The sequence below is a fragment of the Frankia nepalensis genome (genome assembly GCF_016786325.1).
Taxonomy (GTDB): Bacteria; Actinomycetota; Actinomycetes; order Frankiales; family Frankiaceae; genus Pseudofrankia; species Pseudofrankia nepalensis.
In genome coordinates, this window is sequence record NZ_JADWYU010000150.1 from 1 (window position 1) to 25,824 (window position 25,824).

23 protein-coding genes and 2 pseudogenes are annotated in these 25,824 nt (G+C 69.6%); 23 read left to right on the forward strand and 2 right to left on the reverse strand.

Annotated features, from left to right (window positions below):
- Positions 1-67 precede the first annotated feature (67 nt).
- Positions 68-349, reverse strand: a complete 282-nt coding sequence (locus I6A81_RS23415) for an SRPBCC family protein (protein ID WP_203002650.1) — start codon at positions 347-349, stop codon at positions 68-70.
- A 183-nt stretch (positions 350-532) separates the two neighbouring features.
- Here I6A81_RS23415 and I6A81_RS23420 point away from each other — a divergent pair, with 183 nt between their 5' ends.
- The 23 genes and pseudogenes from I6A81_RS23420 (at position 533) to I6A81_RS23520 (ending at position 24,100) form a co-directional block, all read left to right on the forward strand.
- Complete coding sequence (locus I6A81_RS23420) at positions 533-1,015, forward strand: MarR family winged helix-turn-helix transcriptional regulator (RefSeq protein ID WP_238428949.1); 483 nt, start codon at positions 533-535, stop codon at positions 1,013-1,015.
- Between the two features lie 95 nt (positions 1,016-1,110).
- The gene (locus I6A81_RS23425) at positions 1,111-2,556 is read left to right on the forward strand and encodes an aldehyde dehydrogenase family protein (RefSeq protein WP_203002649.1); all 1,446 of its coding nucleotides are present in this window, start codon (positions 1,111-1,113) and stop codon (positions 2,554-2,556) included.
- Between the two features lie 376 nt (positions 2,557-2,932).
- Positions 2,933-3,865: a ParB N-terminal domain-containing protein gene (locus I6A81_RS23430; RefSeq protein WP_238438425.1), complete on the forward strand. Its 933-nt coding sequence runs from the start codon at positions 2,933-2,935 to the stop codon at positions 3,863-3,865.
- Between the two features lie 474 nt (positions 3,866-4,339).
- Positions 4,340-5,470, forward strand: a complete 1,131-nt coding sequence (locus I6A81_RS23435) for an acyl-CoA dehydrogenase family protein (protein ID WP_203002647.1) — start codon at positions 4,340-4,342, stop codon at positions 5,468-5,470.
- An 88-nt stretch (positions 5,471-5,558) separates the two neighbouring features.
- A pseudogene (locus I6A81_RS43790) lies at positions 5,559-5,678 on the forward strand (zinc ribbon domain-containing protein); the annotation flags it as partial.
- A 12-nt stretch (positions 5,679-5,690) separates the two neighbouring features.
- Positions 5,691-6,035: a Zn-ribbon domain-containing OB-fold protein gene (locus tag I6A81_RS23440; protein WP_238428948.1), complete on the forward strand. Its 345-nt coding sequence runs from the start codon at positions 5,691-5,693 to the stop codon at positions 6,033-6,035.
- Between the two features lie 25 nt (positions 6,036-6,060).
- Positions 6,061-7,239, forward strand: coding sequence for a thiolase family protein (locus I6A81_RS23445; protein ID WP_203002646.1), 1,179 nt, complete (start codon positions 6,061-6,063; stop codon positions 7,237-7,239).
- A pseudogene (locus I6A81_RS46310) lies at positions 7,194-7,481 on the forward strand (Zn-ribbon domain-containing OB-fold protein); the annotation flags it as partial. The gene I6A81_RS23445 and the pseudogene I6A81_RS46310, both read left to right, overlap by 46 nt.
- Positions 7,482-7,496: 15 nt before the next feature.
- Positions 7,497-7,748, forward strand: a complete 252-nt coding sequence (locus I6A81_RS43795) for a Zn-ribbon domain-containing OB-fold protein (RefSeq protein WP_238428947.1) — start codon at positions 7,497-7,499, stop codon at positions 7,746-7,748.
- The gene (locus I6A81_RS23455; RefSeq protein WP_203002644.1) at positions 7,745-8,902 is read left to right on the forward strand and encodes a thiolase C-terminal domain-containing protein; all 1,158 of its coding nucleotides are present in this window, start codon (positions 7,745-7,747) and stop codon (positions 8,900-8,902) included. The genes I6A81_RS43795 and I6A81_RS23455 overlap by 4 nt, the downstream gene beginning before the upstream one ends.
- 48 nt (positions 8,903-8,950) lie before the next feature.
- Positions 8,951-10,120 (forward strand): acyl-CoA dehydrogenase family protein, encoded by a 1,170-nt coding sequence (locus tag I6A81_RS23460; protein WP_203002643.1) that lies wholly within the window; start codon positions 8,951-8,953, stop codon positions 10,118-10,120.
- Between the two features lie 129 nt (positions 10,121-10,249).
- On the forward strand, positions 10,250-11,461 hold the full coding sequence (locus tag I6A81_RS23465; protein ID WP_203002642.1) for a CaiB/BaiF CoA transferase family protein: 1,212 nt from the start codon (positions 10,250-10,252) through the stop codon (positions 11,459-11,461).
- Positions 11,462-11,566: 105 nt separating this feature from the next.
- Positions 11,567-12,760: an acyl-CoA dehydrogenase family protein gene (locus I6A81_RS23470; protein ID WP_203002641.1), complete on the forward strand. Its 1,194-nt coding sequence runs from the start codon at positions 11,567-11,569 to the stop codon at positions 12,758-12,760.
- A 324-nt stretch (positions 12,761-13,084) separates the two neighbouring features.
- Positions 13,085-13,765: a GntR family transcriptional regulator gene (locus I6A81_RS23475; RefSeq protein ID WP_203002640.1), complete on the forward strand. Its 681-nt coding sequence runs from the start codon at positions 13,085-13,087 to the stop codon at positions 13,763-13,765.
- Between the two features lie 493 nt (positions 13,766-14,258).
- Complete coding sequence (locus I6A81_RS23480) at positions 14,259-15,518, forward strand: amidohydrolase family protein (protein WP_203002639.1); 1,260 nt, start codon at positions 14,259-14,261, stop codon at positions 15,516-15,518.
- Between the two features lie 132 nt (positions 15,519-15,650).
- Complete coding sequence (locus I6A81_RS23485; protein WP_203002638.1) at positions 15,651-16,667, forward strand: phytanoyl-CoA dioxygenase family protein; 1,017 nt, start codon at positions 15,651-15,653, stop codon at positions 16,665-16,667.
- A 54-nt stretch (positions 16,668-16,721) separates the two neighbouring features.
- Entirely contained in the window at positions 16,722-17,612 is an 891-nt protein-coding gene (locus I6A81_RS23490) for an SDR family NAD(P)-dependent oxidoreductase (protein WP_203002637.1), read from the forward strand.
- Positions 17,613-17,675: 63 nt separating this feature from the next.
- Positions 17,676-18,065: a nuclear transport factor 2 family protein gene (locus I6A81_RS23495; RefSeq protein ID WP_203002636.1), complete on the forward strand. Its 390-nt coding sequence runs from the start codon at positions 17,676-17,678 to the stop codon at positions 18,063-18,065.
- A 102-nt stretch (positions 18,066-18,167) separates the two neighbouring features.
- Complete coding sequence (locus tag I6A81_RS23500) at positions 18,168-19,070, forward strand: SDR family NAD(P)-dependent oxidoreductase (RefSeq protein ID WP_203002635.1); 903 nt, start codon at positions 18,168-18,170, stop codon at positions 19,068-19,070.
- A 240-nt stretch (positions 19,071-19,310) separates the two neighbouring features.
- The gene (locus tag I6A81_RS23505; RefSeq protein WP_203002634.1) at positions 19,311-19,721 is read left to right on the forward strand and encodes a Zn-ribbon domain-containing OB-fold protein; all 411 of its coding nucleotides are present in this window, start codon (positions 19,311-19,313) and stop codon (positions 19,719-19,721) included.
- Positions 19,718-21,037 carry a thiolase C-terminal domain-containing protein gene (locus I6A81_RS23510; protein ID WP_203002633.1) on the forward strand — a complete coding sequence of 440 codons (1,320 nt, stop codon included), beginning with the start codon at positions 19,718-19,720 and terminating at the stop codon, positions 21,035-21,037. Before I6A81_RS23505 ends, I6A81_RS23510 begins: the two co-directional genes overlap by 4 nt.
- A 101-nt stretch (positions 21,038-21,138) precedes the next feature.
- Positions 21,139-23,565 (forward strand): CaiB/BaiF CoA transferase family protein, encoded by a 2,427-nt coding sequence (locus I6A81_RS23515; RefSeq protein ID WP_203002632.1) that lies wholly within the window; start codon positions 21,139-21,141, stop codon positions 23,563-23,565.
- Between the two features lie 124 nt (positions 23,566-23,689).
- The gene (locus tag I6A81_RS23520) at positions 23,690-24,100 is read left to right on the forward strand and encodes a VOC family protein (protein WP_203002631.1); all 411 of its coding nucleotides are present in this window, start codon (positions 23,690-23,692) and stop codon (positions 24,098-24,100) included.
- 206 nt (positions 24,101-24,306) lie between these two features.
- Here I6A81_RS23520 and I6A81_RS23525 read toward each other — a convergent pair whose 3' ends face one another.
- The gene (locus I6A81_RS23525) at positions 24,307-25,791 is read right to left on the reverse strand and encodes an aldehyde dehydrogenase (RefSeq protein WP_203002630.1); all 1,485 of its coding nucleotides are present in this window, start codon (positions 25,789-25,791) and stop codon (positions 24,307-24,309) included.
- Positions 25,792-25,824: the final 33 nt, after the last annotated feature.

Sequence of the window (25,824 nt, forward strand, 5' to 3'; positions counted from 1 at the left end):
GCGTGTTGCTCCTCTGCGCGGCCGTCGCAGGCCAGGTCTCGTCCCCGTCCGGCCGCAGCTGTTGGGGTCAGGCTCGGGACCCACCGACGGTCAGCCGGCGTGACAGCAGACCGAGGAGGAGTACGGCCGTCGCGACGGGCAGCGCACGCCTGGCGAGCGGCGGCGCGATCGTGCCGAGCAGGTTGGCGGCGGTGGCTGGCGCATGTTCGCCGCCGGACGGTGCGCCCCTGCCTCCCACCGCGAGCAACTGGGCGCGCGGCAGGCACGGCGCGATCCATTCGAGATCGGTCGGGACGTCCCACGCGCGGTTGATGGGCACGGCCAGGCGGAACTCGTTGACCAGATCCATCCCGCGGCTCCTTCCGGGAAGTCAGCACTCAGGCCGTCCGGCGCTCGGGTCGACAGAGATGGTTGCCACCGCGGGTGGCCACGTCCGGCCGTGCCTGGCTGGCGTACCGGGGGACGGGTTGCCCACCCGAGAGGCCGGCGAAGTCCATTGCCTCATCAATATAGGGACTCTATGCTTCTCGGCATGAGCCCGCACGCGAACGAGCACTCCAGCGACCTGGAGGGGGGTCTGATCGAGGTTGGTGAGGCGCTGCACCACCTGCTCACCGCCGCCGTGCGTCAGCAGCCGAGGGAGATCAGCCTGACGGCCGCGTCGACGCTGGCCACGATCGAGCGGACCGGGCCGCGTCGCGTCACGGACCTGGCCGTCACCGAGCGGATCACCCAGCCCTCGATGACCGCGCTCGTGACGACCCTGGTGCGCGCCGGCCTGGCCGAGCGCCGGCCGGACCCGCAGGACCAACGTGTGGTGTTGGTGGCGTTGACGCCGGCGGGGGCACGGTACCTGCTGGCTCGTCGCCGCGCGGGCGCGGAGGCGTTCGCCCGGCTGGTCGAGAAGCTTCCGCCTGCTGACGTGGCCGCCCTGCGAGCGGCGGCGCCGGCACTGCGGCACCTGCATGACCTGGATGAGGAACAGCGAACCCGGGCTGTTGTTGGCGATCCGTAGCCACGGACGACGCCGGGTTCTGGCGCCAGGCGCCGGGATCGCACCCGGCCGCGCGGATGACAGTCGACTCTCCTCGATGGCAGAAAGGACGAACGATGGTGGAACTGGTGGAGTACCGGAACCTCATCGGCGGCGAGTTACGCCAGGCGGCGTCCGGGCAGTTCCTTGACGCGGTGAATCCAGCCACGGGCGAGGTGTTCGCCCGGGTTCCCGCGGGCGAGGGGGCTGACGTGGACGCCGCCGTCGCGGCCGCGCGCACCGCGTTCCCAGCTTGGTCGGCGCTCACGGCAGACCAGCGCGCGGCCTACCTGCGCAAGGTCGCGGCCCTCTTCACCGAGTACGGCGACGAGTTGGGACGACTGGAGACCGTCGACAACGGCCGCATCGTCCGGGAGAACGTCCCGCGCAACGGCCCAGGAATGACGGCGATGTGGACCCTGGCAGCGAGCCAGACGCTGGAGGCGGCCACAGGCCAGACGGTCGTGCTGGGCCCGAATCGCCTGGGACTGACCCGGCGGGAGCCGTATGGCGTCATCGCCGCCATCATTCCCTGGAACGCGCCGATCTCGATGTTGTCGGCCAAGGCCGCGTTCGCGCTCGCGGCCGGGAACACCGTCGTCGTCAAGCCCGCGGAGCAGGCGAGCGTGTCGGTACTGCGGCTGGGTGAACTGCTCGCCGATGTGCTCCCACCAGGGGTCCTGAACATCGTCTCGGGCCTCGGCCGGGATGCCGGTGAGCACCTCGTCCGGCACCCGGGCATCAGCAAGATCACCATGACTGGGTCGTCGGAGACCGGGCGGGCCATCCAGCGCGCCGCCGCCGACACGCTCACACCCTCCATCTTCGAGCTCGGCGGAAAATCTCCGAACATCATCTTCGCGGACGCCGATCTCGAGGCCGCAGCGAACGGCGCCACGGTCACCTCGGTCTTCACTGGCAACGCGGGGCAGGTGTGCGTGGCCGGCTCGCGCATCCTGGTGCAGCGTCCGATCCTCGCCGAGATGCTCGGGCGCATCCGCGCGATCGCCGAGAAGGTGGTGCTCGGGGACCCGCTCGACCCCGCGACGACGATGGGCCCGATCATCTCCCGGGCGCAGTACGACCGCGTCGTGGGATACCTGGAGACCGGGGCCAAGGAAGCCGAGCTCGTCTTCGGCGGCCGTCATGGCGCCGAGGTCGTCCCCAGCCTGCCAGGCGGCTACTGGGTCGAGCCCACCCTCTTCCTGTCCGAGGACAACTCGCCACGCATCTGCCAGGAAGAGATCTTCGGACCGGTGGCTGTGGTGATTCCCTTCGACACCGATGACGAGGCGCTCGCGATCGCGAACGACTCGCGCTACGGTCTCGCCGCCGGGGTGTGGACGCGCGATCTCGCTCGGGTGCACCGATTCCTGCGTGACCTCGACTCCGGCAACGTCTGGGTCAACATCTATCGCCAGACAGGGCAGGAGCTGCCGTTCGGCGGGATCAAGGACAGCGGGTACGGCCACGACCGCGTCCTGGAGTTCACCCGCGAGAAGTCGGCCGTCATCGCGACCTGACCCGACCTGACCGTGCCGGCCGCCTTGGACATGGGCGCCCGGCCGCCAGCCTGAGGCTGTCAACATGCCCGCCAGGGAATCGTGCCGGGAAAAACGGCACTACCCGACCGGAGTCGTTTTCCGCGCGCCGTGCGCCGTGCGCCTGACGGCCCTTGAAAATCTCTCCCGAAGCCCGCGCCGACGGATTCGGTGCTGGACACGCCGCCCGCGCCTCGCTAATATATAGAGCGTTCTATATATCTTCCCCAGTGGGTGCTAGCCGCCGTCGGCGGTCCTGACGCGCGGCTTCGGAGTACCTGCATGGAGGTGTCCAATGTCGGATGTCGTCAATGTCTGTGAGGTCGCGGCGCCGGACGGCGAGTCCTCGGTCACGACGGTGCGCCTCGAGCTCCGGAGCTTACGCCCCGGGCCAAGAGTGCGCCTCGGGCGTATCAACCGGAGCTACGTCGAAGAACTCACGCAGTGCGGCGGCGGTTGGCCGCCGATCCTGGTCAGACGCGCGGACAACACCATTGTCGATGGTGTCTACCGGTACCTCGCCGCCCGCGAGCTGGGCCACGCCGACATCGAGTGCCTCTATTACGATGGCGAGTCGGGCCCGGCATTTCTTGAAGCGTTGCGGCTGAACCTTCGCCACGGGCTCCCACTGTCGCTGCGTGAACGTGAAGCCGCCGCGCGGCGAGTGTTGAGATTCTATCCGGACTGGTCGGACCGCCGGCTCGGTGAGGTATGCGGACTGGCACCGGGAACGATCGGGCGGTTACGCGGCAGCGACGAGCGCGCACCTGGGGAGAACGAGCAGGTGAACGCCCGGGTGGGCCGCGACGGAAAACGCTATCCCACCGACCCCGGAGCGTCCAGGGAACGCATCATCAGACTTCTTCGCGAGGAGCCGGACAGGTCGCTGCGCAGCGTGGCGCAGGCCACAGGGACCTCGCCGGCGACGGTCCGGGCGGTGAAGGCCGGGCTGGCGAGACCCGCGCAGGCCCTGCCCTCACCGGCCATTCCACCTGTGGCCCGGGCCGCCGTGGCGCAGCCCTCGGTCACGCTGGTCAAAGACCCTTCGGACGCCGCGGCGTCGCGGACGGATGCCCCCGCCGCGTCGACCGCCGCCGACGACGCGGCGTTCGCCCGCTGGTTCGCGCGGACGGACATCACCGACGACTGGCGCGACCTGGTGCCGAACGTTCCCGCCACCGCGGCCTTCCAGGTCCTGGACGAAGCCCGCCGGCGGGCGCGGTTGTGGCTGGAGTTCGCCTCGGCGCTGGAGTCGCGCGCCCGGCCTGCCCAGGTACGACTCGGCGCCTGAGTGCCAGGCGGGCATCGTCGTCGACGGCGTCGGGCCCGGTCGAACGGGCGACTGCCGCCGCCCACAGGCGCGTTGGTGTTGACCCGGCGGAGGCCCGCACGCCGGTACCCGGCCAGCGCGGGTCGGGTGGGCGAGGAGCGGCATACGCCCAAGACAAGGAGGTGACGACGAGCGCGGCCCCGGCCCGCCGGGTGGGCGCGTCGGCCAGCCGCAAGGAGGACCGACGGCTGTCGACCGGCCCTGGCTGCCACGCCGGCGACCTGACGCTCCCGGGCATGCCGCGCGGCGCGTTTCCGCGTAGCCACGTCACCAGGACGCCCCTGGGACCCAGGACGTCCACCAGCTCCTCGTCGAAGCCGGGGTCGCCTGAACGACCCGGCGGCCTCGCGCGACCAGCGTGATCCACGACAGCCCAGGCCGCCCGCGCACGCGGGCGGCCGGATTCCAGCGACAACGGCAGGAAGTGACCTCGACATGGACCTGGGGTTCAGCGACGAGCAGGACATGCTCCGCAAGGTGGCGCGGGACTTCCTGGCGAAGGAGTGCCCCGAAGCACTGGTCGCCGCCATGGAGACCGACGCGTTGGGATATAGCCCCGACCTGTGGGCGAGGATGGCGGAACTCGGGTGGCAGGGCCTGGCGATCCCCGAACAGTACGGGGGCTCGGGACTCGGTATCCAGGACCTCGCGGTGCTGCTGGAGGAGTTCGGGCGTGCCCTGGTGCCGGGGCCGTTCCTATCGACCGTCGTGCACGTCGGCACGGCTCTGCTGCTCGGCGGCAGCGACGACCAGAAGCGCGAGTACCTGCCGCGGCTGGTCAGCGGCGAGCTCGTCGGCGGCGTCGCCTATCTGGAGGCCTCGGGCCAGCTGCGGCCGGAGGGTGTCCAGCTGGCGGCGACCCCCGACGGCGATGGCTACGTCCTCGACGGCACCAAGCTGTTCGTCGAGAACGCGGCCGCCGCGAACCTGCTGGTGGTAGCCGCCCGCACCGGTGGAGTGGGAGCCGACGGTCTGTCGCTGTTCCTCGTCGACCCGACGATCCCCGGCGTCGCGGTCACCCCGCTGGAGACGCTCGCCGGGGACAAGCAGGCCGAGGTGGCGCTGAGCGGTGTCCGCGTGCCCGCGTCGGCCCTGTTGGGCGGCGAGGGCCAAGGCGGGCAGGTGCTGGCTCGGGTCCAGCTCGCCGCGGCCGTGGCGGAGTGCGCCTATCTCGTCGGGCTCGTCGCCCAGGACCTGGACATCACCGTCGACTACGTCAAGCACCGGGAGCAGTTCGGCCGGCCGATCGGCGGCTTCCAGGCTGTGGCGCACAAGGCAGCGGACATGGTGATCGACGTGGACGCCTGCAGGTTCGTCATGTACCGCGCCGCGTGGGCGCTCGACGAGGATGAGCCGGACGCCGCCTTCCACGTGAGCGTGGCGAAGAGCTTCATCAGCGAGGCCAGCCTGCGGGTGGTCTCCCACGGCCAGCAGCTGCACGGCGGCATCGGGTTCACCCGAGAGTACAAGATCCACCGGTATTTCCTGCGGCAGAAGGCCGGGGAGCTGAGGTGGGGCGACGGCGACTTCCACCGGGCACGGGTCGCGGACGCGCTTGGCATCTAGGCCTGGTACCGCTCGCCTGGAACCTGCCCAGGCCTGGCCCCGTCGGCGCCCCAGCCAGAGGAGAAACCCGAAGATGACCTACCCGCCGATGCCGCGGCTCACGGGCCTTACCCGGTTCTTCTGGGAAGGCGCGGCGCGGCGCTCGCTACTTATCCTGCGGTGCCAGGAATGCGGATACTACACACACCCGCCACGCCCGGTATGTCGTAGCTGCCTTTCCATGGAACTCGCTCCCGAGGAGGTCTCCGGCCGAGGCGCGATCTACATGTACACGGTCGCGGTCACGGCCTTCCATCCGTTCTGGAAGGACAAGGTCCCCTACACCATCGCGGTCGTCGAGCTGGCCGAGCAGCCGGGCCTCGGCGTCACGACGAACATCGTCGACTGTCCCGAAAAGCTGCTGCGCGTGGGGCTCCCGGTCGAGGCCACATTCGTCGAGACGGCACCCGGACTGACGCTGCCCATGTTCAGGCCAGCCATCCGGGCCACCGGTCCGCGCGCCGCCAGCGAGGTCGTGGACCGGTCAGAAGACAGTGCGCGTCCGGCCGCCACGGCCGGCCGGTGAAGAACGGTCAGGAGGCAGAGCGCCAGTGACGAACGACCGCGTGGCGATCGTCGGGGTGGGGTACTCGACGACGGGCCGGCGCACCGGGCTCAGCTCGCGCCAGCTGGCCGTCCAGGCAGGCAAGGCCGCGCTCGAGGACGCCGGGATGACTCCCGCGGACGTGGACGGCGTGACGCTGTCCTGGGACGTCGCCGGACCGGAACCGGAGGGCCTGGAGCCCGTCAACTCGGACGACGCCGCCCACATGCTGGGCATCGACCCGCTGCACGTGAGCTCCTCGGGCGGCGGGATCGTCTTCGCGCACCCCGCGCGCGAGGCGATCGCCGCCGTCAGGTCGGGCCAGTGCCACACCGCCATCGCCTTCCGGGTGATCAACCAGCGGCTGAGCGTTCCGGACCTCATGTCCCAGGAGGCACCAGAGTCCGAGCTGGTGCCCGACCACTGGACCGACCCGCAGTTCGCCCGGCCGTTCGGCCAGGTCCTGCCCGTGCAGTGGCCCGGTGCCCTCACGGCGCAGCGCCACATGGATCTCTACGGCACGACGGAGGAACAGTTCGGAACGCATGTGATCAACCAGCGTCACAACGCCTCGCTGAATCCCGAGGCAATCCTGCGTGATCCGATGACACTGGACGACTACTTCGCGAGCCGGTATATCAGCAAGCCATTGCGCCTGTTCGACTGCGACTACCCGGTGGACTCGGGCTCGGCGGTCATCTTCACCACCGAAGAGCGCGCGCGTGACTTCCGCCAGAAGCCGGTGTTCGTCGACGCGGCGGCGTTCGCGCTCTCCTGGAAGCCGCGTACCGCGGGGCCGGAAAGCATGGTCTTCACCTGGAACTCGCCGGGCGCCACGGCAGAGCACCTCTGGAAGCAGACCGACCTGCGGCCGGGCGACGTCGACACCGTCCAGTTCTACGACGGCTTCACCATCTGGCCGATGATGTGGCTCGAGGCGCTCGGGTTCTGCGGTCCGGGCGAGTCGGGCCCGCTCATCCAGTCCGGCGCGACCCGGCTGGGCGGTTCGATCCCGCTCAACACCGACGGCGGGGCCTGCAACATGGGCCGCCGGCACGGCGCGAACTTCTGCATCGAGGCCGTGCGCCAGCTTCGCGGCCAGTGCGGTGACCGGCAGGTCCCCGACGCCAAGGTCGCGCTGTGGACCAACGCCTACTACTGGGCCTGCCTGCTCACCGCGGACTGACCGCCCTCCCGTTCCATGACCTGATTCCCCGCCCAAACCACCCGGAGCGGCTCTGTGAACCGCGCCGGCCAGCCGATGGAGGCGACTTGGCTACGTCGTCGTCGAGGCTCCTCCCGGAGCCGACTCCGGAGACCGCCCCCTTCTGGGAAGGCTGCCGGCGCCACGAGTTGCGTATCCAGCGATGCAACGACTGCGACCGGTTCTACTTCTACCCACGACCGTACTGTCCGCACTGCCTTTCCGACGACACAGAGTGGATGACCGTGTCTGGCGAGGGAATCCTGCGGACCTACGTGATCAACCATCGGCCCATGCCCGGTTTCGCGGGTGAGGCGCCCTATGTGACCGCGATCGTGGAGCTCGCCGAGGGGCCGCGACTGATGACCAACCTCGTCAACGTCGAGCCCGTGCCCGCGAACCTGCCGGTCGGACTGGCGGTGACAGTCGTCTTCGACGACGTCACCGACACCGTCACGCTGCCCCGGTTCCAGCCGAAAGACAGGCGGTGACGGTGCCGGTCGAGCTACGCGGCGCGGTCGCTGTCGTCGGCGCCGCCGAGACGGACCGGATCGGTGTCGTCCCGGACATGTCCGCGATCCAGCTGCACGCGAACGCGGCCCGCAACGCGCTGCGCGACGCGGGCCTGGACAAGGGCCAGATCGACGGTGTCGCCTCCGCAGGGATGTCCCCGGTCGCCGTCGCCGACTACCTGGGCATCGAACCGTCCTACGTCGACGGCACGTCGATCGGCGGCGGCTCGTTCATGCTCCACGTCGCGCACGCGGTCGCGGCGCTGACCGTCGGCTACTGCAACTACGTGCTCATCACCCACGGGGAGAGCGGCCGCTCCCGGCTCGGCGGGGAGGGCTGGGCGGGTCTGCCACCCACGTCAGCAGAGGGCCAGTTCGAGGTTCCCTACGGCGCGCTCGGCGCGGCGTCGACGTTCACGGTCCCGATCGTCGGGCACATGGCGAAGTACGGGACCACCGAGGAGCAGATCGCCTCGGTGGCGGTGGCGACCCGGGCCTGGGCCGCCCGCAACAGCCGGGCGATGAAACGCGCCCCGATCACCGTCGAGGACGTGCTGACCTCACGACTCGTCGCGTGGCCGATCCACCTGCTCGAATGCTGCCTGGTCACCGACGGCGGCGGCGCGCTCATCCTGACGACCGCGGAGCGGGCCCGCGACCTGTCCCGGCCGCCGGTCTACATCCTCGGCACCGGCGAAGGGGTCGAGAACGTCGGGATCTCCACGATGCGCGACCTCACCGACGCCCGCGCCTCCCGGCGCTCGGGCGAACGGGCGTTCCGCCTCGCCGGCCTCGGCCCCGCCGACGTCGACCACCTGATGCTCTACGACGCGTTCGCCCACACTCCGATGTTCGCGCTGGAGGCGTTGGGCTTCGTCAAACCGGGGGAGAGCGGCCCGTTCTTCGCGGAGGGCCGCTCGGCACCAGGCGGTGACCTACCGGTCAACACCAACGGCGGTGGTCTGTCCTACACCCACACCGGCCGCCTCGGAATGTTCGCGATGCAGGAGTCCGTGCGTCAACTGCGTGGCGAGGCGGAAGCCCAGGTGCCGGGGATCCGCACCAGCCTCGCCCACGGGATCGCGCACTTCTTCTCCGCCGCCGGAACCGTGATCATGTCGAACCAGCTATGACCGGCCGGCACGCCGCCGCGGCGGAGTTCCGGACGGCAGGGAGAGGCCATGGACTTTCGTTTCGCCCCTGAGCAGGAGGAGTTCCGCGCTCAGGTCCGCGCATTCGTGGAGAGCGAGCTCCCCGTCGAGTGGGAGCGGATCGACCCTGAGGGGGAACGCGCCTGGGAGATCACCTGCGAGTTCCAGCGCAAGCTGGCGGACAAGAAGTGGCTGGCGATGGCCTGGCCTCCCGCACTCGGCGGCCTCGGCGCCGACCTGCTGACCCAGCTGATCTACCACGAGACGATGGACTACTACCACGCGCCGGCGTTCACGATGGCCGTCGCCTGGGTCGGCCCGGCGGTCATGCTGTACGGCAACGAAGAGCAGAAGGCTCGCCTGCTTCCCCGGATGGCCACCGGCGAGGACGTCTACTGCACCCTCTACTCCGAGCCGGGCGCGGGCTCGGACCTGGCGGCGATGCAGACGAAGGCCGTGCTCGACGGCGACGACTACGTCATCACCGGCCAGAAGGTGTGGACGTCGGGGGCGCACCACGCGAACCTCGGCTGGCTCGCCGCCCGCACCGACCCGACGGCGAGCAAGCACCGGGGCCTGTCGACGTTCGTCGTCGACGTGGACTCGCCGGGCCTCACCGTCCGACCATTGATCAACATGGCTGGTCAGCACGCGTTCAACGAGGTCTTCTTCGACGGGGTGCGGGTACCGAAGGCCAACCTCATCGGCGAGCCAGGCCGCGGCTGGTACAACATCGCCACCGCCCTGGAGTTCGAGCGGTCCGGCATCGAGTGGATCGCCAAGGCCCGCCGCCGCCTCGACCAGATCATCGCCCACGTGCGCGAGCACCGGGACATTCTCGAGAACAACCCGCAACTGCGCTTCGAACTCGCGGACCGAGCCATTGAGGTCGAGGTCGGCACACTGCTGTGCTACCGGACGATCCATCTGGCCATCCAGGGCAAGGCGATGACCTACGAGGCCTCCGCGTCGAAGGTCTACAACTCCGAGCTCACCCAGCGGGTCGCCCAGACCGGAATGAAGGTCTTCGGCCCGTACGCCGGTCTCGGCCGCGACGACCCACGCTCGCCGCTGACGGGCCAGCTGACCCACAGCATCCAGAGCGGCTACCTGTGGACCTTCGCGAACACGATCGGCGCCGGGTCGAGCGAGATCCAGCGGAACATCATCGCCAGCCGTGGCCTCGGCCTGCCCCGGTAGTCCCGGCGTTCGGCGCGGCGACAGCCGCGCCGCGCGGCCGACCAGCGTCGCCGGGCGCCAGCACGCCTGGGCAACGGCACGGCTGAGGCAGCGCGGCGCAGACAAGGACGAGAAGGGATTGACGGTGCGATGGACCCGCTTCTGCAGGGTGTGAAGGTCATCGAGCTCGGCGAGTTCGTGTTCATACCCTCAGCGGCCGCCGTCCTTGCCGACTGGGGAGCCGACGTCATCAAAGTCGAGCACCCAGAACGGGGAGACACGCTGCGCGGCCACCTGAGCATCTTCGCGGCCCACGGCTACGACACCGGTGACTTCAACTACCTGGTCGAACAGGCCAACCGCGGCAAGCGCAGCATCGGCCTCGACCTGGCGCATCCCGAGGGGCGCGAGATCTTCTTGCGACTTGTCGCCGAGGCCGATGTCCTGCTGACGAGCCTGCTGGAGCCCTCCCGCGAGCGGCTGGGAATCACCTACGACGACCTGAAGGAGATCAATCCCCGGCTCATCTACGCGCGCGGCCACGGGCAGGGGCAGAGCGGGCCCGCCGCCTACCAGGGCGGCATCGACACCGTCGCCTTCTGGGCCCGCAGTGGCATGGGATACATGTTCAGCGACCCCGCGGACCCCAAGCTGCCCCAGCGCCAGGGATTCGGCGACCTGACCTGCGGCATGTTCCTGGCCGGCGGCATCGCGGCGGCGCTCTTTCGTCGGAGCCTGTCCGGTGAGGGCAGCCTCGTGGACGTGTCGCTGCTCGGCTCGGCGATGTGGATGCTCGCCCCCGACATCGTCGCCTCGGACTTCATGGGACGGCTGCCCGCGCCCCCCAGCTTCGGACACGTGCCGCCGAACCCCCTGAGCGCTCTGTACCGGACGGGTGACGGGCGCAGCCTGGTCCTGGGAATGCTCAAGTCGGACCAGTACTGGCCGGGCTTCTGCCACGCCCTCGGTCGGCCAGATCTCGCGGACCATCCCGACTACGACGCGTTCGACAAACGAACCGGCAACGCCGAGCTGTTCCGCATCATCACCGAGACCCTGCTGTCGGCGCCGCTCGCGCACTGGCGCGAACGGTTCGACGCGGCGAACTGCCTGTGGTCGGCCGTGCAGACGCCGCTGGAGGTGGGCGACGACCCGCAGTCGGTGGCCAACGGGTACCTCGTGGAACACCCCGGTCGCCCTGGCGCGCATCTCACGGCGAGCCCCGTCCAGTTCAACAACTCCAGGCTCCGACTCCGCGGCGGCGCGCCTGAGGTTGGTCAGCACACCGAGGAGATCCTGCTGGAGCTCGGCATGGACTGGCCCGAGATCGTGGCGCTGAAGGACAACGCCGTCGTCACATGAGGCCCGTCGCTGGCCAGGGCCGCGCGGCACACCGGGCACCTCCAGCTCGCGCTGCCTCGCCTCGACATTGACAACGACCGACGTGAGACAGGCTGGACGGCGACGATGACGACGGGTGACAGGACACGGGACCTCTATGCCGGGACCGTGCTGGACGATGAGCAGCGCGCGTTGCGCGACATGGTCGCGCGCCTCGCGGCGGAGCGTTACGCCCCGCACGCGCGCGACTGGGACCGCGAGCGCCGGCCGTTGGACGTGTCCGAGCGCAAGTTCCTCGCCGGCCTCGGCCTGCTCGGCCTCACCATCCCCACCCGATATGGCGGTGAGGGACGGCCGCTGCTCGAAGCGTTGATCGTGCTGGAGGAGCTGGCCAAGGCGAGCCCGATCGCCGCGTGGCCAGTGTTCGAGGCGTGTACGGGGCCGGCCCGGGTCATCGAACAGTTCGGCACCGACGAGCAGAAGGCCCGCCTGCTGCCGCCCGTCGTGGCCGGAGAGAAGACGATCGCCGTGTCCATCTCGGAGCCGGAGGCCGGTTCAGCGGCCACTGACATGACGACCTCGGGGCATGTCGAGGGCGACACCGTCGTCGTCAACGGCGTCAAGCGCTGGTGCTCGGGCGCGGGGCACTCCGAGCAGTACCTCGTCTACCTCCGGCTCGGCGAGGCGCGCGGCGGCAAGGCCATCGGCGCGGTGCTCGTCGACGGCGACACACCGGGCGTGAGCTTCGGTCCGCAGGAGAACCTGATGGGCTTCCGGGGTATCTGCTCGGCCGACATCTTCCTCGACGACGTCCGCGTCCCGCTCGCCAATCTCATCGTCCCGGCCGGCGGGTTCTCGAAACTATTCACCGCGTTCTCCATCGAGCGGCTGGGTAACACCACCATGTCGCTGGCGGTGGCCCAGACCGCCCTTGACCGTTCGGCCCGCTACGTGATCGAGCGTCGGCAGTTCGGCCACCAGGTCGCGGACTTCCAACTGGTCCAGGGAGCGATCGCGGACATGGTGATCCGAGTTGAGTCGGCGCGCATGCTCCTGTACGCGGCGGCGCGGGAGGCGGGAACGGGCGCGCCCAGCGCGCTCGCCGCGTCCGTGGCCAAGTGCGCCGCGAACGAGGCGGCACAGTTCGTCTCCGGCCTGGCCATCCAGCTGCACGGCGGGTACGGCTACTCGGAGGAGTACGAGATCGAGCGGCTCCACCGAGACTCCCACGGCTGGGCGCTCGCCGGCGGCACGCTGAACATCCAGAAGATTCGCATCGCCTCGGAATACCTCGGCATGCGTTTCGACCAGCGCCGGTAGCCGGGATCGCCTCCGGCCTCCTAAACCCGTGAACAGCGCGAAGGGAGCCGGCGGCGAGCATCAAATCTTGCATTCAATCCTGGATAACCATATTCTGGCGCCGTCGTGGCGAGCTCAACATGAGCATGGTGGCTCTGGTACGTACCGGAGGTGACCGCTGGGAGGCATGGCACCCGTTCTGCCGAGCACGGTCCCGGGCCGGATCCGTCCGCGAGCCCGCGGGGCCCGTAGCCGGCCAGCGCGACGCGCGGTCAGAAGCGCCGGGTCTGGATCTCTGGCGTGAAACGGGCCGACAGCGGCCGCCCTGACGGTGAGAAGAGTGGCGTGACGGACAGCACTGCCGAGATGAACGCGACCGCCAAGGCGACGAGCGCTCTTCGTGACATGGTCATGCGGCGCCGGCTCATGCCCGGCCAGCAACTGCGCCAGGAACAGCTCGCGGACCGGCTGAACTTGTCGAGGAGTCCGCTACGCGAGGCCCTGCGCATTCTTGAAACGGAGGGCCTGGTCCGCTATGTCGTCAACCAGGGCTACTTCGTGGCCGAGTTCGACGAGTCCGAGCTTCGGCAGATCTACCTGATGCGCCGGCTGCTGGAGACGGAACTGCTGCGCACGGCGCGCCGGCCGACTGAGGAGGACCTTGCCGCCCTTCGCGCCCACAACCAGGTCGTCGAGGCCGGCGGGACCGCTGGTTCCATCACCCAGATGCTGGTAGCGAACCGACGGTTCCACTTCGCGCTCCTCGGGCTCTCCCCACTGCGCCTGGTCCGCCGCGAGGTCGAGCGGCTGTGGCATCTGTCGGAGGCCTACCGGGCGGGCTACCTCTGGCTCCCCGAGACGCGCGCACGGATCGTCGCCGAGCACGCCATGATGATCGACGCGCTGGCCGCGTTCGACATCGACCGCTTGGTGCATACCGCCGAACAACACCGGAGCGCGTCCGAACAAACCGTTGTCGGTCTCTTCGCGGACGTGACCGGCGGTGACGGAGAGAGCGCATCCTGACCCTGGACACCTGGATGACCGCTTGCTACTGTAGATAGAGTCATCTATATAAATCTTGCCCGTGGGCGCGAACCCGTGAACCAGGGTCCAAGGCATGATTATCGTTTTCCTGGAATGGCGCGCCGGCCCAAGGCCTCGGGCTAGCGGAAGCTGGTTGGCGAACGTTGGCCGCAGGGCACGCGTGGGTGTTCACCTGGCCAAAGCGAGCAGGTGAACACCCGGCTCCCGAGAGAATGTGGCCTCTCGGCTGCGGTGGCGCGCCCCACCCGTTGGAGCGGGAATGGAGGAAAAGCGTCGCCGCTCGTGAGGATTGAACGCGAGTGCCAGAGGAACGGTGCGCCAGGGGCGAGTGAGCCGCCATTCACGGAGATATTCTCCCGCGCCTACTGAGTATTTCCCTTCGGGGTGCGCCCATATTCGTCGCCACCTCGGCCGCCGGCGTGGCCGGGCTGGCGGAGAAGGCTTACCCACCAGCCACGCTTGGAGGTCCCACATGACCGTGACGGAGACCGGGACGTCGACCGATGTACTGGCGGGCGTGAAGATCATCGACTGTGACGCCCACTGGACCGAGCCGCCGGACCTCTGGACCGCGCGTGCCCCGAAGTCGATGAAGGACCAGCTGCCGTACCAGACGGTCGTCGACGGCATGACCCTGTGGTTCATCAACGGGCAGTCCTGGGCCAGCACGGGCGGGAACACGATCGCCCGTGACCGACAGAAGGTCCTAGGCTCCCATGTGGTGCAGCCCTTCGAAGCCATCGATGCCTCGTCGTGGGACGTGCGTGAGCGGCTCGCGATCCTCGACGAGATGGGTGTCCACGCGCAGGTCCTCTACCCGAACGGTATCGGGTTCTCGTCGAACCACATCTTCGCCATCGAGGACCCGAAACTGCGCGAAACGGTCCTGACGATCTACAACGACTACATGGTCGAGGTGCAGCGGGCCTCGGGCGACCGCCTGTTTCCGCAGGTCATCCTGCCCATCTGGGACATGGACCTGACCGTCCGGGAGATGGCCAAGCGCATCGAGCAGGGGATCCGCGGTTTCACCCTCTCGGACAAACCTGAGCTGCTCGGCCTACCTGAGCTGCCGGAGACCTACTTCGACCCGATGTGGGATCTGTTCAACGAGAGCGGCACGGTGCCGAACTTCCACATTGGCTCGGGGTTCCGGCGCGAGGACGTCGAGGCCAGCCGGCAGGGGGTGGCCTTCCGGACGGCCAAGGCGGCACAGGCCGGCCCGCCCCCGACGGTCGCCCCGCCGTCCTGGCGCTGGTTCGGCCGGCAGCGCACACTCGCGGTGTCCGCCTGCCTGGCGCACGTCAGCAACATGCGCATCGTCGCCAACCTCTGCAACAGCGACCTGTTCGACCGCTACCCGAAACTGAAGATCGTGTCGGCCGAGAGCGGGATCGGCTGGGTGCCGTTCCTGCTCGAGGACATGGACTACCAGTACCACGAGATGGTCACCACGCCCGAGGAACTCGGGCTCGCGAAGCGGCTGCCGTCGGAGTACTTCCGTGACCACCTCTACGTGATGTTCTGGTTCGAGAAGTCGGCGCCCGCGAAGCTGATCGACGACATAGGTGTGAACAACGTGCTCGTCGAGACCGACGTGCCGCACCCAACCTGCCTCTACCCGAACACCCGCGAGCGGCTCGCCGACGCCGTGGCGACGCTCGACAGCCACTCCCGGCGTCGCATCCTGCAGGACAACGCCGCCGAACTCTACAAGATCCCACTCGGCTGAACCGGCCGCGCGGCGCGGAGCCCGGCGGCGCCTCGGCGCGCGCTGTGCGGCCGGTGCGTCGGCGACGCGACAAAACAAGCAAGGAGAAGCCCGCGGCCCGGGAGATCCCGGTCGCGCGACCGAGGACAGGAAATGGCTAGCCCCGTGGAATTCAAGCCCACGAACGACGCTCCCGAGAACGTCCAGATCTCCAAGGGCATGATGGTCGGCGGCGGTGGACCGGCCGCGTCCTACGCCGCGCCCATGAACGTCTCGACCACCGGCCTGCCACATATCGACGACGGGCTCTTCAGGACCGTCGACAAGATCCGTGAGCTGGGTCTCGAGCGGCACGCGATGGAACTCGAACTACTGGGCTACACGGTCGTCGAGCCGGAGAAGGTCGCACCCATCGACGTCACCGACCGCGCCCTCGAGCGTGTGCTGGGCATCGTGGAAAAGCGCCTCCCGCTGAAGTGCGACCTTGAGACCGGGTTCACCTCGACATCGCCGGACCTCAGCGCCGACGCCCCGAACCGGAGCCCGTTCGGCCTCACGCTCACCCACGTCCTCTTCGAGGACCGGGTGTTCGAGGAGGTCCTGCTGAACGAGACGCTGGAGGCGCTGACCAACATCTGCGTCGGCACGAACCCCGTCCTGTACACGTTCTCGCCGTTCGTCAAGGGAGCCGGCTCGCCTCCGCTGCCGCTGCACTGCGACCACCACATGCCGGCTCCCCACCCGGAGGCCGACTACCGCTGTACCGCGATCTGGCTGCTGACCGACTTCTCCGGCGACAACGGCGCCACGGTGCTGGTCCCAGGTAGCCACAGGCTGCGGCGTCAGCCGCTGCCCAGCGAGGGTGCCGACCGGCAGGTGCCGTTGCAGGCCCCACGGGGATCGCTTCTGGTGTTCCACGGGAGCACCTGGCACGGCGCGTTCGCCCGGACGTTGCCCGGGCTGCGGGTGAGCCTGCACATCCAGTTCTCCCGGCACTTCATGCACACCACCGAGGCGTTCCGTGGCAACGCGCCCCAAGAGGCCATCGACCGCAACCCCGAGCGGTTCCGCTGGCTGATGGGCGACTTCCTGCACTACGAGTACGGCCCCGGCGGCCCAGAACCGGCCCAGATGGGTCGCAACATCAAGTCCGGCGAGGCTCTCTACTAGGGCGCTCTGGCACCGACCTCTTGACGACTCCGCCCGGCCGCCCGAAAGGGACCCATGTCATCAGCAGTGAGCTTCGACGACCACGTGGCGATCGTGACAGGTGCAGGTGGCGGGCTGGGCCGCGGCTACGCGAAACTGCTCGCGGCGCGCGGCGCTCGCGTCGTCGTGAACGACCTGCGTAACGCCACCGCGGTCGTCGAGGAGATTTCGAGTCTGGGCGGCAAGGCGGTGGCCGACGAGCATGACATCTCCACCGAGGAGGGCGCCCGCGGCGTCGTACGGACCGCGGTCGAGGCCTTCGGTGCCCTCGACGCGGTGGTGAACAACGCGGGCGTCTTCCCGGCATGCCCGTTTCTGGAGATGACCTGGGAGATCTTCGACCTGATGCAGCGAGTGCACACCTACGGGCCGTATTTCACCACAAGGTATGCCTGGCCGCATCTGGTCGAGAGCGGGCACGGCCGAGTCGTGATGGTGTCGGCAAAGGCCACCCTGTGGGGAGAAACCAGGCATCTGACCCACTACGGCGCCGCCAAGGGGGCCGTGCTGGGAATGACACGGCAGCTCGCCATGGAGGGCGCCGAGCACGGCATCTGCGTCAACGCCGTCCTCCCGTCGGCGCTGACGAGCGTCGAGCACCCACGTGCCCGCGAGCTGGCCCGACGGGTCGGCGCGGACCCGGCTGACCGGGAGCAGGTCGTCGAACGTTCCACGGCGCTGGCCGCCGCCGTGGTCGCCTGGTTGTGCCACCCGGACTGCGCCGCCAACGGCGAGTTCATCAGAGCGCAGGTCGGCGAGGTGCGCCAGGTCTCGTTCTCCATGACCCACGGGATCAACGATCCCGGCCTCACGGTCGAGGCCGTGCGTGACGGCTTCGACGCGATCCTCGACCCGACGGGCGCCGCCGTGTTGGCCCCGCTGTGGAGGAACCAGGCGCCCCTCTGATCGGACGTGCGGGCAACCGCACGCTATGCCGCCGGAAGCGAGAAGGGACAAGGACGTCACAGCATGAGTACGGCAGCCTTCCAGGGCAACGACGTGGCCGGGGTAGCCGACGTCGAACGGCGCCGGTGTGAGGCGTGGTCCGGCGAGGATCTTTCACCGCTGGAGGAGCTCCTCGACGAGGAGCTCTGGTACGTGCATACCAACGGACGCAGGGACAGTAAGAGGTCGCTGATCGACCTGCTCAAGGTCGGGACGCGGACGGCGCAGCGGGATTCCCTCGAGATTCAGGTCTACGGGGATGTCGCCGTCACGACCGGCGGGCTCGTGATCGCCGTACCCTCCGCGGACGGCACGGCGTCGCAGACCTTCGTCTCCGACGTTCTCCAGGTCTGGCGCCGTCGGGATGGAGAATGGCGGCTCATCGCCCAGCAGAGCACTCCCAGGGCCGCATAGGGAACGCAGGGCGCAGATAAGTGCCACAGGTTCGAAAGGCCGCGATTCGGCCGGCCCGCTGCACGACTGTCCGTTGTGTGTTTACATCTCCGGGATGATGTCATGGACGAGCTGAGATTTGACGGCCGTGTCGCCGTGGTGACCGGCGCGGGCCGGGGCATCGGCCGCTGCCACGCGCTACTGCTGGCGGCCCGCGGGGCCAAGGTCGTCGTTGCCGACTACGGTGGCCAGATCGACGGCGGCGGCGCATCCGCGGCGCCCGCCGAGCTGGTCGTGAAGGAGATCGCGGCGGCCGGCGGCGACGCGGTCGCCAGCTTCGCCTCGGTCGCCGAGGAGGACGGTGCCGCGGCGATCGTCCAGACCGCCCTCGACGCGTTCGGCCGGCTCGACATCGTCATCAACAACGCGGGCATCAGCGACAAGGCGCCCTTCATGGACCTGCCCAGCGAGAAGTTCCGGCGCATGGTCGACGTGCATTTCCTCGGGACGCTGTATGTGACAAAGGCAGCGTGGCCGCACCTGGTCGACGCCGGCGCGGGCCGGGTCGTCAACACCACATCCGAGGCGGTGCTCGGCACGCTACCGCAGCTGACCAGCTACGCCTCGGCGAAGGGCGCGGTACTCGCTCTCACCAAGAGCCTCGCGGGTGAGGCCGCGGGAACGGGCATCCGCGTCAACGCGGTCGCGCCGCGGGCCAGGACCCGGATGTCGGAGGGCGGCAAGGAGGCCTACCCGGCGGGCAGTGAGCTGCGCAGGCGCGTCGAGGCACACCTCGCGCGGCTGGATCCGGAGCTCATCTCACCAGCGGCGGCCTACCTCGCTCACGAATCTTGCCGGATCAACGGCGAGGCGCTTGTCGTCGGGGGAGGGGCGGTCCATCGCCTCACCCTCGCCGTCAGCAAGGGCATTGCCCGCGACGGACTCACCGTCGAGGACGTGGCCGCGGGACTCGACGAGATCCTGGACATGACGGACGCGACCATCCCCACCGCCGGCAGGTCCTGACGACTGCCCGGCGCCCAGCCTGGGCCGACCGGCGCGGGCTTTCCCGGTGTCACCAGCCGAAGCAGCTGTCGGGCGGCACGGGTCCGAGGACCGGAACGCGGCGCCCGGCCGCCGCCGTGCCCTGTCACGGCGGTGGCCGGGTGATGAACCGGCCTGGAGCCAGCCGCCATCACGCGCCTGTTCGTACCGGTTCGTGCACCGGCGACACGGGCTCCAGTAAATCGAAGAGGTGCCAGCGAGATGCCATATCCTGTGCCCGTCCCGGACGAGCTGAGCAGGCCGTTCTGGGATGCGGTCAATGAACGCCGTCTCGTTCTTCAGTACTGCGCGGAGTGCGAGCGCCTGCAGTACCCGCCACAGCATTCCTGCGCCAAGTGCGGATCATCAGACCGTCTGGGCTGGCGTGAGGTAGAGGGCACTGGGCATATCCGCACCTATATTGTCAGCCACGACACCCGGATCGCTCTCAAGCAGCCGGACCAGCCTTTCAATGTGGCGGTCGTGACGCTGGACACGGATCCGGGAATCACCTTCCTGTCGAACCTGCCCGGCACTCCCGTCGACGAGGTGCCGGTGGGCGCCGCGGTCGAGCTCACGTTCGTCGAGGCGGAGCCGGGAACGCTGATCCACGAATGGAGGGTCACCCGGTGAGCGATGTCTCCGCAGACGGCGCGACACCGACTCGGTGGCACCGAGACAAGCCGGGACTCGGTGTCTGGGAGCATCGGGGCAGGGTCGCGATCGCGGGCCTCGGGCACTCGCCCGTCGACCGGCGCTGGGACGGCCAGTCACTGGACCGTACGCTGGGCGCCTTCGCCGCGTTCGCCGCCACCGAGGCGCTCGAGGACGCGGGCCTGTCGTTGGACGACGTCGACGGGGTGGTGACCTGCCCTGGACCGACCGGAGACCCCTGGGCACCGCGGCCGTATCCCGGTCCGCCCTATGACTCCGAGGACGGCCTGACCACAGTCACCGCCGAGTGGCTGACGAGGCGGCTGGGGCTGCCCAATGTCGACTACTCGGTGAACATCCGCGAGGGCTACTACCTCAGCGGGCACGCCCTCGGGTTCGCCGCCCAAGCCGTCGGCGACGGCCGCTGCAACACCTGCCTGGTGGTGTACCCGATGGGCAACCTCCCCGGGCGCTACCAGCACTCCGGGGAGATGGCGCTGGACCGGGCCGAGGGGCCGCAGCAGTGGATGATGCCCTGGGGCTACTACCTGAGCGCCGGCACCCGCCTCACCCTGGTCTACCGCGAGTACTGCCGCAAGTACGGCAAGAGCGAGGACGGCCTCGCCCCGCTCGCGACTACCCTGCGCCGTAACGGGCTGATGGTCCCCTGGGGGTTCTACGCCAACTCCGAGCCCCAGGAGATCACCGAACAGGACTACCTCGAGTCCCGGTACATCCACAAACCGCTGCGCATGCTGGACTGCGACCGGCCGATGAACGGCGTCGGCGCGTACCTTGTCACGACAGCCGACCGTGCCCAGGACCTGCGCCAGCCGCCGGTCTACGTCCTCAATCACGTCCAGGTGTTCGGCAAGGCGCGAGGCCAAATTCCCAGCCTGGACGAGGTCGAGTCCTGGACGCGCCTGCAGGCGGAGATGATGTGGGAGGGCTCAGGGCTGGGCCCCGGCGACGTCGACATCTTCAACGCCTACGACGGGTTTCTCACCCTTCCGCAGTTCACTGTCGAGGCCTTCGAATGGCACGGTGTGAAGCGCGGCGAGGCGTTCGACTTCTACGCCGGTGACATCTCGGTCCATGGGCCGCACCCGTTTCTCTCCGGCGGCGGCAACCTCGGCTGCGGGCGGACGCGTACGGCACACCACCACGACAGCGTCGAGCAACTGCGAGGCCAGGCCGGTGCCCGCCAGGTCACCGTGCGCGCCGACGTCGCCTACACCGGCTCGGGGGCACCGGACCTCGCCGGCGGCCTGCTGCTCTCGAAGCACCCCGGCTGAAGCCTCCTGGCCAAGGCCGGCGGCGACGCGGCGGACGGCCGCACGGGGCGGCCTGGCCGGGGGCGCCGGACCATCGCGGCGAGTGAAGGAAACGGTCGACCATGAACACATCACGCACACGTTCGCCGCTCGCTGACCTGAAGGTGCTGGAGCTGGCATCGGGCACCGCCGGGCCGATGGCCGGCATGATGTTCGCCGACTACGGGGCCGAGGTGGTGAAGGTCGAGCCGCCCACGGGGGACTGGGCCCGCGGCACGCGTGGCTTCCAGATGTGGAACCGCGGGAAGCGGAGTGTGGTGCTGGACCTGGCGAGTTCGGCCGCCGATCGCGAGGCGTTGCGAGCGCTCGTCCGGCGAAGTGATGTCGTGCTGACCAACTACCGGCCGGGGGTGGCCGAGCAGCTTGGCGTCGGCGAGGCAGAGGTCAGACGGCTCAATCCCACGGCCGTGTGCTGCGCGATCTCCGGGTTCGGCCCGTTGGTCGAATGCGCGGGTCTACGGGCCTACGAGGGCATCGTCGCGGCGAAGGCCGGGAAGATGGTCGGACTGGACGCGCTCAGCGGCGCGGCCCCGGACTTCGCCGGTGGCCGGCCGATCTACTCGGCCGCACCGGTCGCCGGGTTCGCCGCGGGCCAGCTGGCCTTCCAGGGCATCGTCGCGGCCCTGCTGGAACGGGCCAGGACCGGCCGCGGCAGATATGTCGAAACGAGCCTCCTGCAGGGCGCGATCACCGCGACGATGCGCCAGGATCTCCGGCGCGCGGAGCTGGAAGGCCCGGTGAACGGACGCGCCGCGGCCTCGGGCGCGCCGGGTGGACCGTCCGTCCAGCTGCGTGGGATCGCGCTCACCTTCCTCACCGCGCGGTGCGCCGACGGCGGGTGGATCCAGATGTGTGCCCGACAGGACCATCACTTCAGGAGCTGGATGCGGGCGCTGGGCCTCGACTGGGTCCTGACCGACCCCCGGTACGTCGACGGCCCGCTGGCGTTCAGGACCCTGCGGGACATCGAGGACCTGGAGCGCGTCATCCGCAAGCGGATGAGCGAGTGTACCCAGGCGGAGTGGATGAGCCTGTTCATCGAGCACGACGTCGGTTCCGACCCGTTCCTCGATTTCGACGGCTTCCTCGCCCATCCCCAGCTGACCGCCAACGAGCGGGTTGTCGAGGTCGCCGACCGCGAGCTCGGTCCGGTGCGGCAGCTCGGTCCGCTCGTCAACGTGAACGGGGCGGGCGTCGGTGTCGAGCGTGGCGCGCCACTGCTCGGCGAGCACACAGCGGAGGTTCTCGACGAGGCCCGCGCCGTGCGCGGCGCGGGCGGCGACCAGGTCGCAGGCCAACCCCAGATACCGGCCGAAAGGACGGGCGGGCCGCTGGCGGGCATCGTCGTCGTAGAGCTCGCCACCTACCTCGCCGGCCCGCTGGGCGGCACGCTGCTGGCCGAGATGGGCGCCCGCGTCATCAAGGTCGAACCGATGGAAGGAGACGCGTTCCGCCGTCTTGGCCTCCAGTTCGTCCACCTGCAGCACGGCAAGGAAAGTATCGCGCTCAACCTCAAGTCGTCGGGCGGCAAGGAGGTCCTGCGCCGGCTGGTGCGAGAGGCGGACGTCTTCTTCCACAACTTCCGTGGAGGTCCCGTCGAGCGGCTTGGCTGCGACTTCGTCTCGATCAGCGCGATCAACCCACGGATCGTGTACGTGAACGCCGCCGCCTATGGCTCACGCGGCCCGGAGGCCAACAGGACCGCGTTCCATTCGACGCCGAACGCCCTGTCCGGCGGCGGGATCCTGCAGGCTGGCCGGGGCAACGTCCCGGTGGACGACTCGTACCCGGACCCGTGCTCCGGTATCGCGGTCGCCTCCGCCATTCTCCTCGGGCTGTTCGGCCGTGGACGGTCGGGGCGAGCCCAGCACCTGGAGACGACCATGCTGGCCAGCACCGGCTATGTCCACTCGTCGGACCTGGTGTCCTACGAGGGAGCGCCTTCGCGCCTTGAGGTCGATCCGGAGCAGCAAGGCCTGCACGCGCTTTATCGCCTGTACGAGTGCTCGTCCGGCTGGCTGTTCGCCGCGGTCGTCGGAGACGCGGAATGGCGCCGATTCGCGAGGGCCCTCGGGCATGGCGAGTGGTGCGAGGACCCCAGGTTCGCCGATGCCGCGGCGAGGCTGTCCGCCGACGCGGACCTTGCCGCGCTGGTCGCTCCGGTGCTGCAGGAACGGACGGCTAAGGAGTGGGCGGCGGCGCTGGCCGCGGTGGACGTCGCCGCGGTCCAGGCCGACGAGCGCGGCTTCGAGGAGTTCCTCATCCACAGTGGCCTCGTCAGCGCGGACGAACACCCGGAGCATGGGAAGTACTGGCGGCTGCCGCCTCGGGTGACATTCGACGGCGTCGGACCTGACCGTCGGCCCGCGACCGCGCTGGGCGAGTCGACCGTGGCCGTCCTCGAGGAACTCGGGTACGGCCCGCAGGAGATCGCGGCGCTGTGCGCCGAGCGCGCCGTCTTGGCCGACGGTCCCAAGGCCAGAGGCTGAGCGCGGGTACAGGCCCGAGTTGTTGTGACCCGGTGGGGCGCCCACTGGCCGCCTCACCGGACTCCGGGGCACCCGGCGGCGACGCGCCGCCGGGCGCTGTGGCACCTCGTGAAGGAGGACGTCGATGGGTGCTCGTCTGCGGCACATCGCGATCGGATGCGAGGACCCGAAGGGCATCGGCCAGTTCTACGCCGAGATGCTCGACCTCGAACTGCTGGTCCACTCGGAGAACCTGTCGGTCCTCACTGATGGCACGATGAATATCGTTCTGGTCCGCGGCGAGCTGTTCGAGCCAGCCGCCGTGCGCCAGCCCGGCCTTGTGGGATTCCATCACATCGGCTTCCACGTCGAGTCCCGCGCCGAAGTAGAGGCTCGCCTGGTCGCCCGGGGCGCCACCAAAGTCGAGGAAGACGAGGTGCCAGCGGACAAGGAGGACGCGCCGGGGGCGTCGTTCGAGGCCAAGTGGCTCTCGCCGGATGGCCTCATCTTCGACCTGTCCGAGCAGGGCTGGCCGACGACGAAGGAAGCCCTATAGGCCCGCGCCTGGCCCGGAGCCGCACGGGGCCACCACCGCGCAAGGAACAAGACCCGGCCCGGACGAGGCCGGCCGGGAGTCCAGACACACAGAAACACGAGCACGTGATGAGGGCCGCCAGCGCCGCTGGCGGCCCTCATCACGTGCCGGTGCCTCTCCGCGCCCGCCCTCGGGCGGACCCGCGCCGCGGGCCCGCCCGGCGCGGGTCAGCCGCGGTAGCGCTCGGGGGTGTCCTCCAGGATGACGGTCTTCGTCTCCAGGTAGGGCAACAGGCCCTCACGGCCGCCCTCGCGGCCGACACCCGACTGCTTGAACCCGCCGAAGGCGATGCCGAAGTCGACCCGCAGGGCGTTGTGGCCGACGGTGCCGCAGCGCAGCCGTCCCGCGATCGCACGGGCGCGGTCCACATCGTGCGTGAACACCGAGGCATTGAGCCCGTAGACGGTGTCGTTGGCGATCCGAACCGCGTCAGCCTCGCCCGCGGCCGGAATGACGCTCAGCACCGGCCCAAAGATCTCCTCCTGGGCGATGGTCGACGAGTTGTCCACGCCGGCGAACACGGTGGGCTCGATGAAGTAGCCCCGGTCGAGGTGAGCGGGCCGCCGGCCGCCAGCGACGAGCCGCCCGCCCTCGGTGATGCCCTTCGCGATGTAGTCCTCGACCCGGTCCCGCTGGCGCTCCATGGCCAATGGCCCCATCTGGGACTCCCGGTCGAACGCGTTGCCGACACGCTTGGCGGCGAAGGCATCGACCAGCGCGTCGACGAACTCGTCATGACGTTCCTGGACGACGACGAGGCGAGTCAGCGACGCGCACGTCTGCCCAGTCACCAGACACTCGGACGCGGCGATCGTCGCCGCCGCCGCGCCGAGGTCCGCGTCGTCGAGGATCACGGCGGCCGACTTGCCGCCCAGCTCGAGGGTGAACCGACCGACCCGCTCGCCCATGATCGCGCCGATCCGCCGGCCGGCCGCGGTCGACCCCGTGAAAGCGATCTTGTCGACGCGGTGGTCGCGCACGAGGAGCTCGGACACCTCGCGCCCCGCGGTCAGCACGTTGAGCACCCCAGGTGGCAGCCCGACCGCCTCGGCCACCTCGGCCAGGACGTACGGCTCGCCCGGCGCCTCCGGGGCGGCCTTCAGCACCACCGCACAGCCGGCAAGCAGCGCCGGCGCGAGCTTGTTGAGCGACAGCTCCAAGGGCAGATTCCACGGCACGATCGCCCCGACGACGCCCACCGGCTCCCGGATGAGCAGCCCGAACCTCCCGCCGGCCGTAGGTGTGGCCGGCTCCTCCCAGGAGTAGTCGGCGGCCAGGTCCGCGTAGCGCTCCAGGGTGGCCGCCCCGATGTCCGCGCTGTGGCGGGCCAGGCGGAACAACGCGCCGGACTCGCGCGGCCAGAGGTCGGCGACCACGGCCGACCGGGTCCGCAGCTCAGCGGCCATGGCGCGCAGGTACTCGGCCCTGCGCTGGTGGGTGAGTAGCGGCCACGGCCCGTCGTCGAAGGCGCGCCGCGCCGCCGTGACCGCGCGGTCCAGGTCTGCCGCGCGCGCCTCGGCGACCCGGAGGAAGACCTCCTCGGTGTTGGAGTCGACCACGTCCAGCAGCGCGCCGGACGAGGGCGCGACCCAAGTGCCGTCGATGAAGAACCGGTCAGGGTGCCGCAGCTGGGCCTCGCTGGCCAGCGTCATCTGTGTCTCCCTTCGCTGGTGGGGGCATGGACC

Excerpts from the sequence above, each read along its gene's own strand:
- I6A81_RS23465 (WP_203002642.1), top strand. The coding sequence starts at position 10,250 with ATGGACCCGCTTCTGCAGGGTGTGAAGGTCATCGAGCTCGGCGAGTTC.
- I6A81_RS23435 (WP_203002647.1), top strand. The coding sequence starts at position 4,340 with ATGGACCTGGGGTTCAGCGACGAGCAGGACATGCTCCGCAAGGTGGCG.
- I6A81_RS23480 (WP_203002639.1), top strand. The coding sequence starts at position 14,259 with ATGACCGTGACGGAGACCGGGACGTCGACCGATGTACTGGCGGGCGTG.
- I6A81_RS23490 (WP_203002637.1), top strand. The coding sequence starts at position 16,722 with ATGTCATCAGCAGTGAGCTTCGACGACCACGTGGCGATCGTGACAGGT.
- I6A81_RS23440 (WP_238428948.1), top strand. The coding sequence starts at position 5,691 with ATGGAACTCGCTCCCGAGGAGGTCTCCGGCCGAGGCGCGATCTACATG.
- I6A81_RS23525 (WP_203002630.1), bottom strand. The coding sequence starts at position 25,791 with ATGACGCTGGCCAGCGAGGCCCAGCTGCGGCACCCTGACCGGTTCTTC.
- I6A81_RS23460 (WP_203002643.1), top strand. The coding sequence starts at position 8,951 with ATGGACTTTCGTTTCGCCCCTGAGCAGGAGGAGTTCCGCGCTCAGGTC.
- I6A81_RS43795 (WP_238428947.1), top strand. The coding sequence starts at position 7,497 with ATGACCGTGTCTGGCGAGGGAATCCTGCGGACCTACGTGATCAACCAT.
- I6A81_RS23520 (WP_203002631.1), top strand. The coding sequence starts at position 23,690 with ATGGGTGCTCGTCTGCGGCACATCGCGATCGGATGCGAGGACCCGAAG.
- I6A81_RS23470 (WP_203002641.1), top strand. The coding sequence starts at position 11,567 with ATGACGACGGGTGACAGGACACGGGACCTCTATGCCGGGACCGTGCTG.
- I6A81_RS23515 (WP_203002632.1), top strand. The coding sequence starts at position 21,139 with ATGAACACATCACGCACACGTTCGCCGCTCGCTGACCTGAAGGTGCTG.
- I6A81_RS23420 (WP_238428949.1), top strand. The coding sequence starts at position 533 with ATGAGCCCGCACGCGAACGAGCACTCCAGCGACCTGGAGGGGGGTCTG.
- I6A81_RS23425 (WP_203002649.1), top strand. The coding sequence starts at position 1,111 with ATGGTGGAACTGGTGGAGTACCGGAACCTCATCGGCGGCGAGTTACGC.
- I6A81_RS23485 (WP_203002638.1), top strand. The coding sequence starts at position 15,651 with ATGGCTAGCCCCGTGGAATTCAAGCCCACGAACGACGCTCCCGAGAAC.
- I6A81_RS23495 (WP_203002636.1), top strand. The coding sequence starts at position 17,676 with ATGAGTACGGCAGCCTTCCAGGGCAACGACGTGGCCGGGGTAGCCGAC.
- I6A81_RS23505 (WP_203002634.1), top strand. The coding sequence starts at position 19,311 with ATGCCATATCCTGTGCCCGTCCCGGACGAGCTGAGCAGGCCGTTCTGG.
- I6A81_RS23415 (WP_203002650.1), bottom strand. The coding sequence starts at position 349 with ATGGATCTGGTCAACGAGTTCCGCCTGGCCGTGCCCATCAACCGCGCG.
- I6A81_RS23500 (WP_203002635.1), top strand. The coding sequence starts at position 18,168 with ATGGACGAGCTGAGATTTGACGGCCGTGTCGCCGTGGTGACCGGCGCG.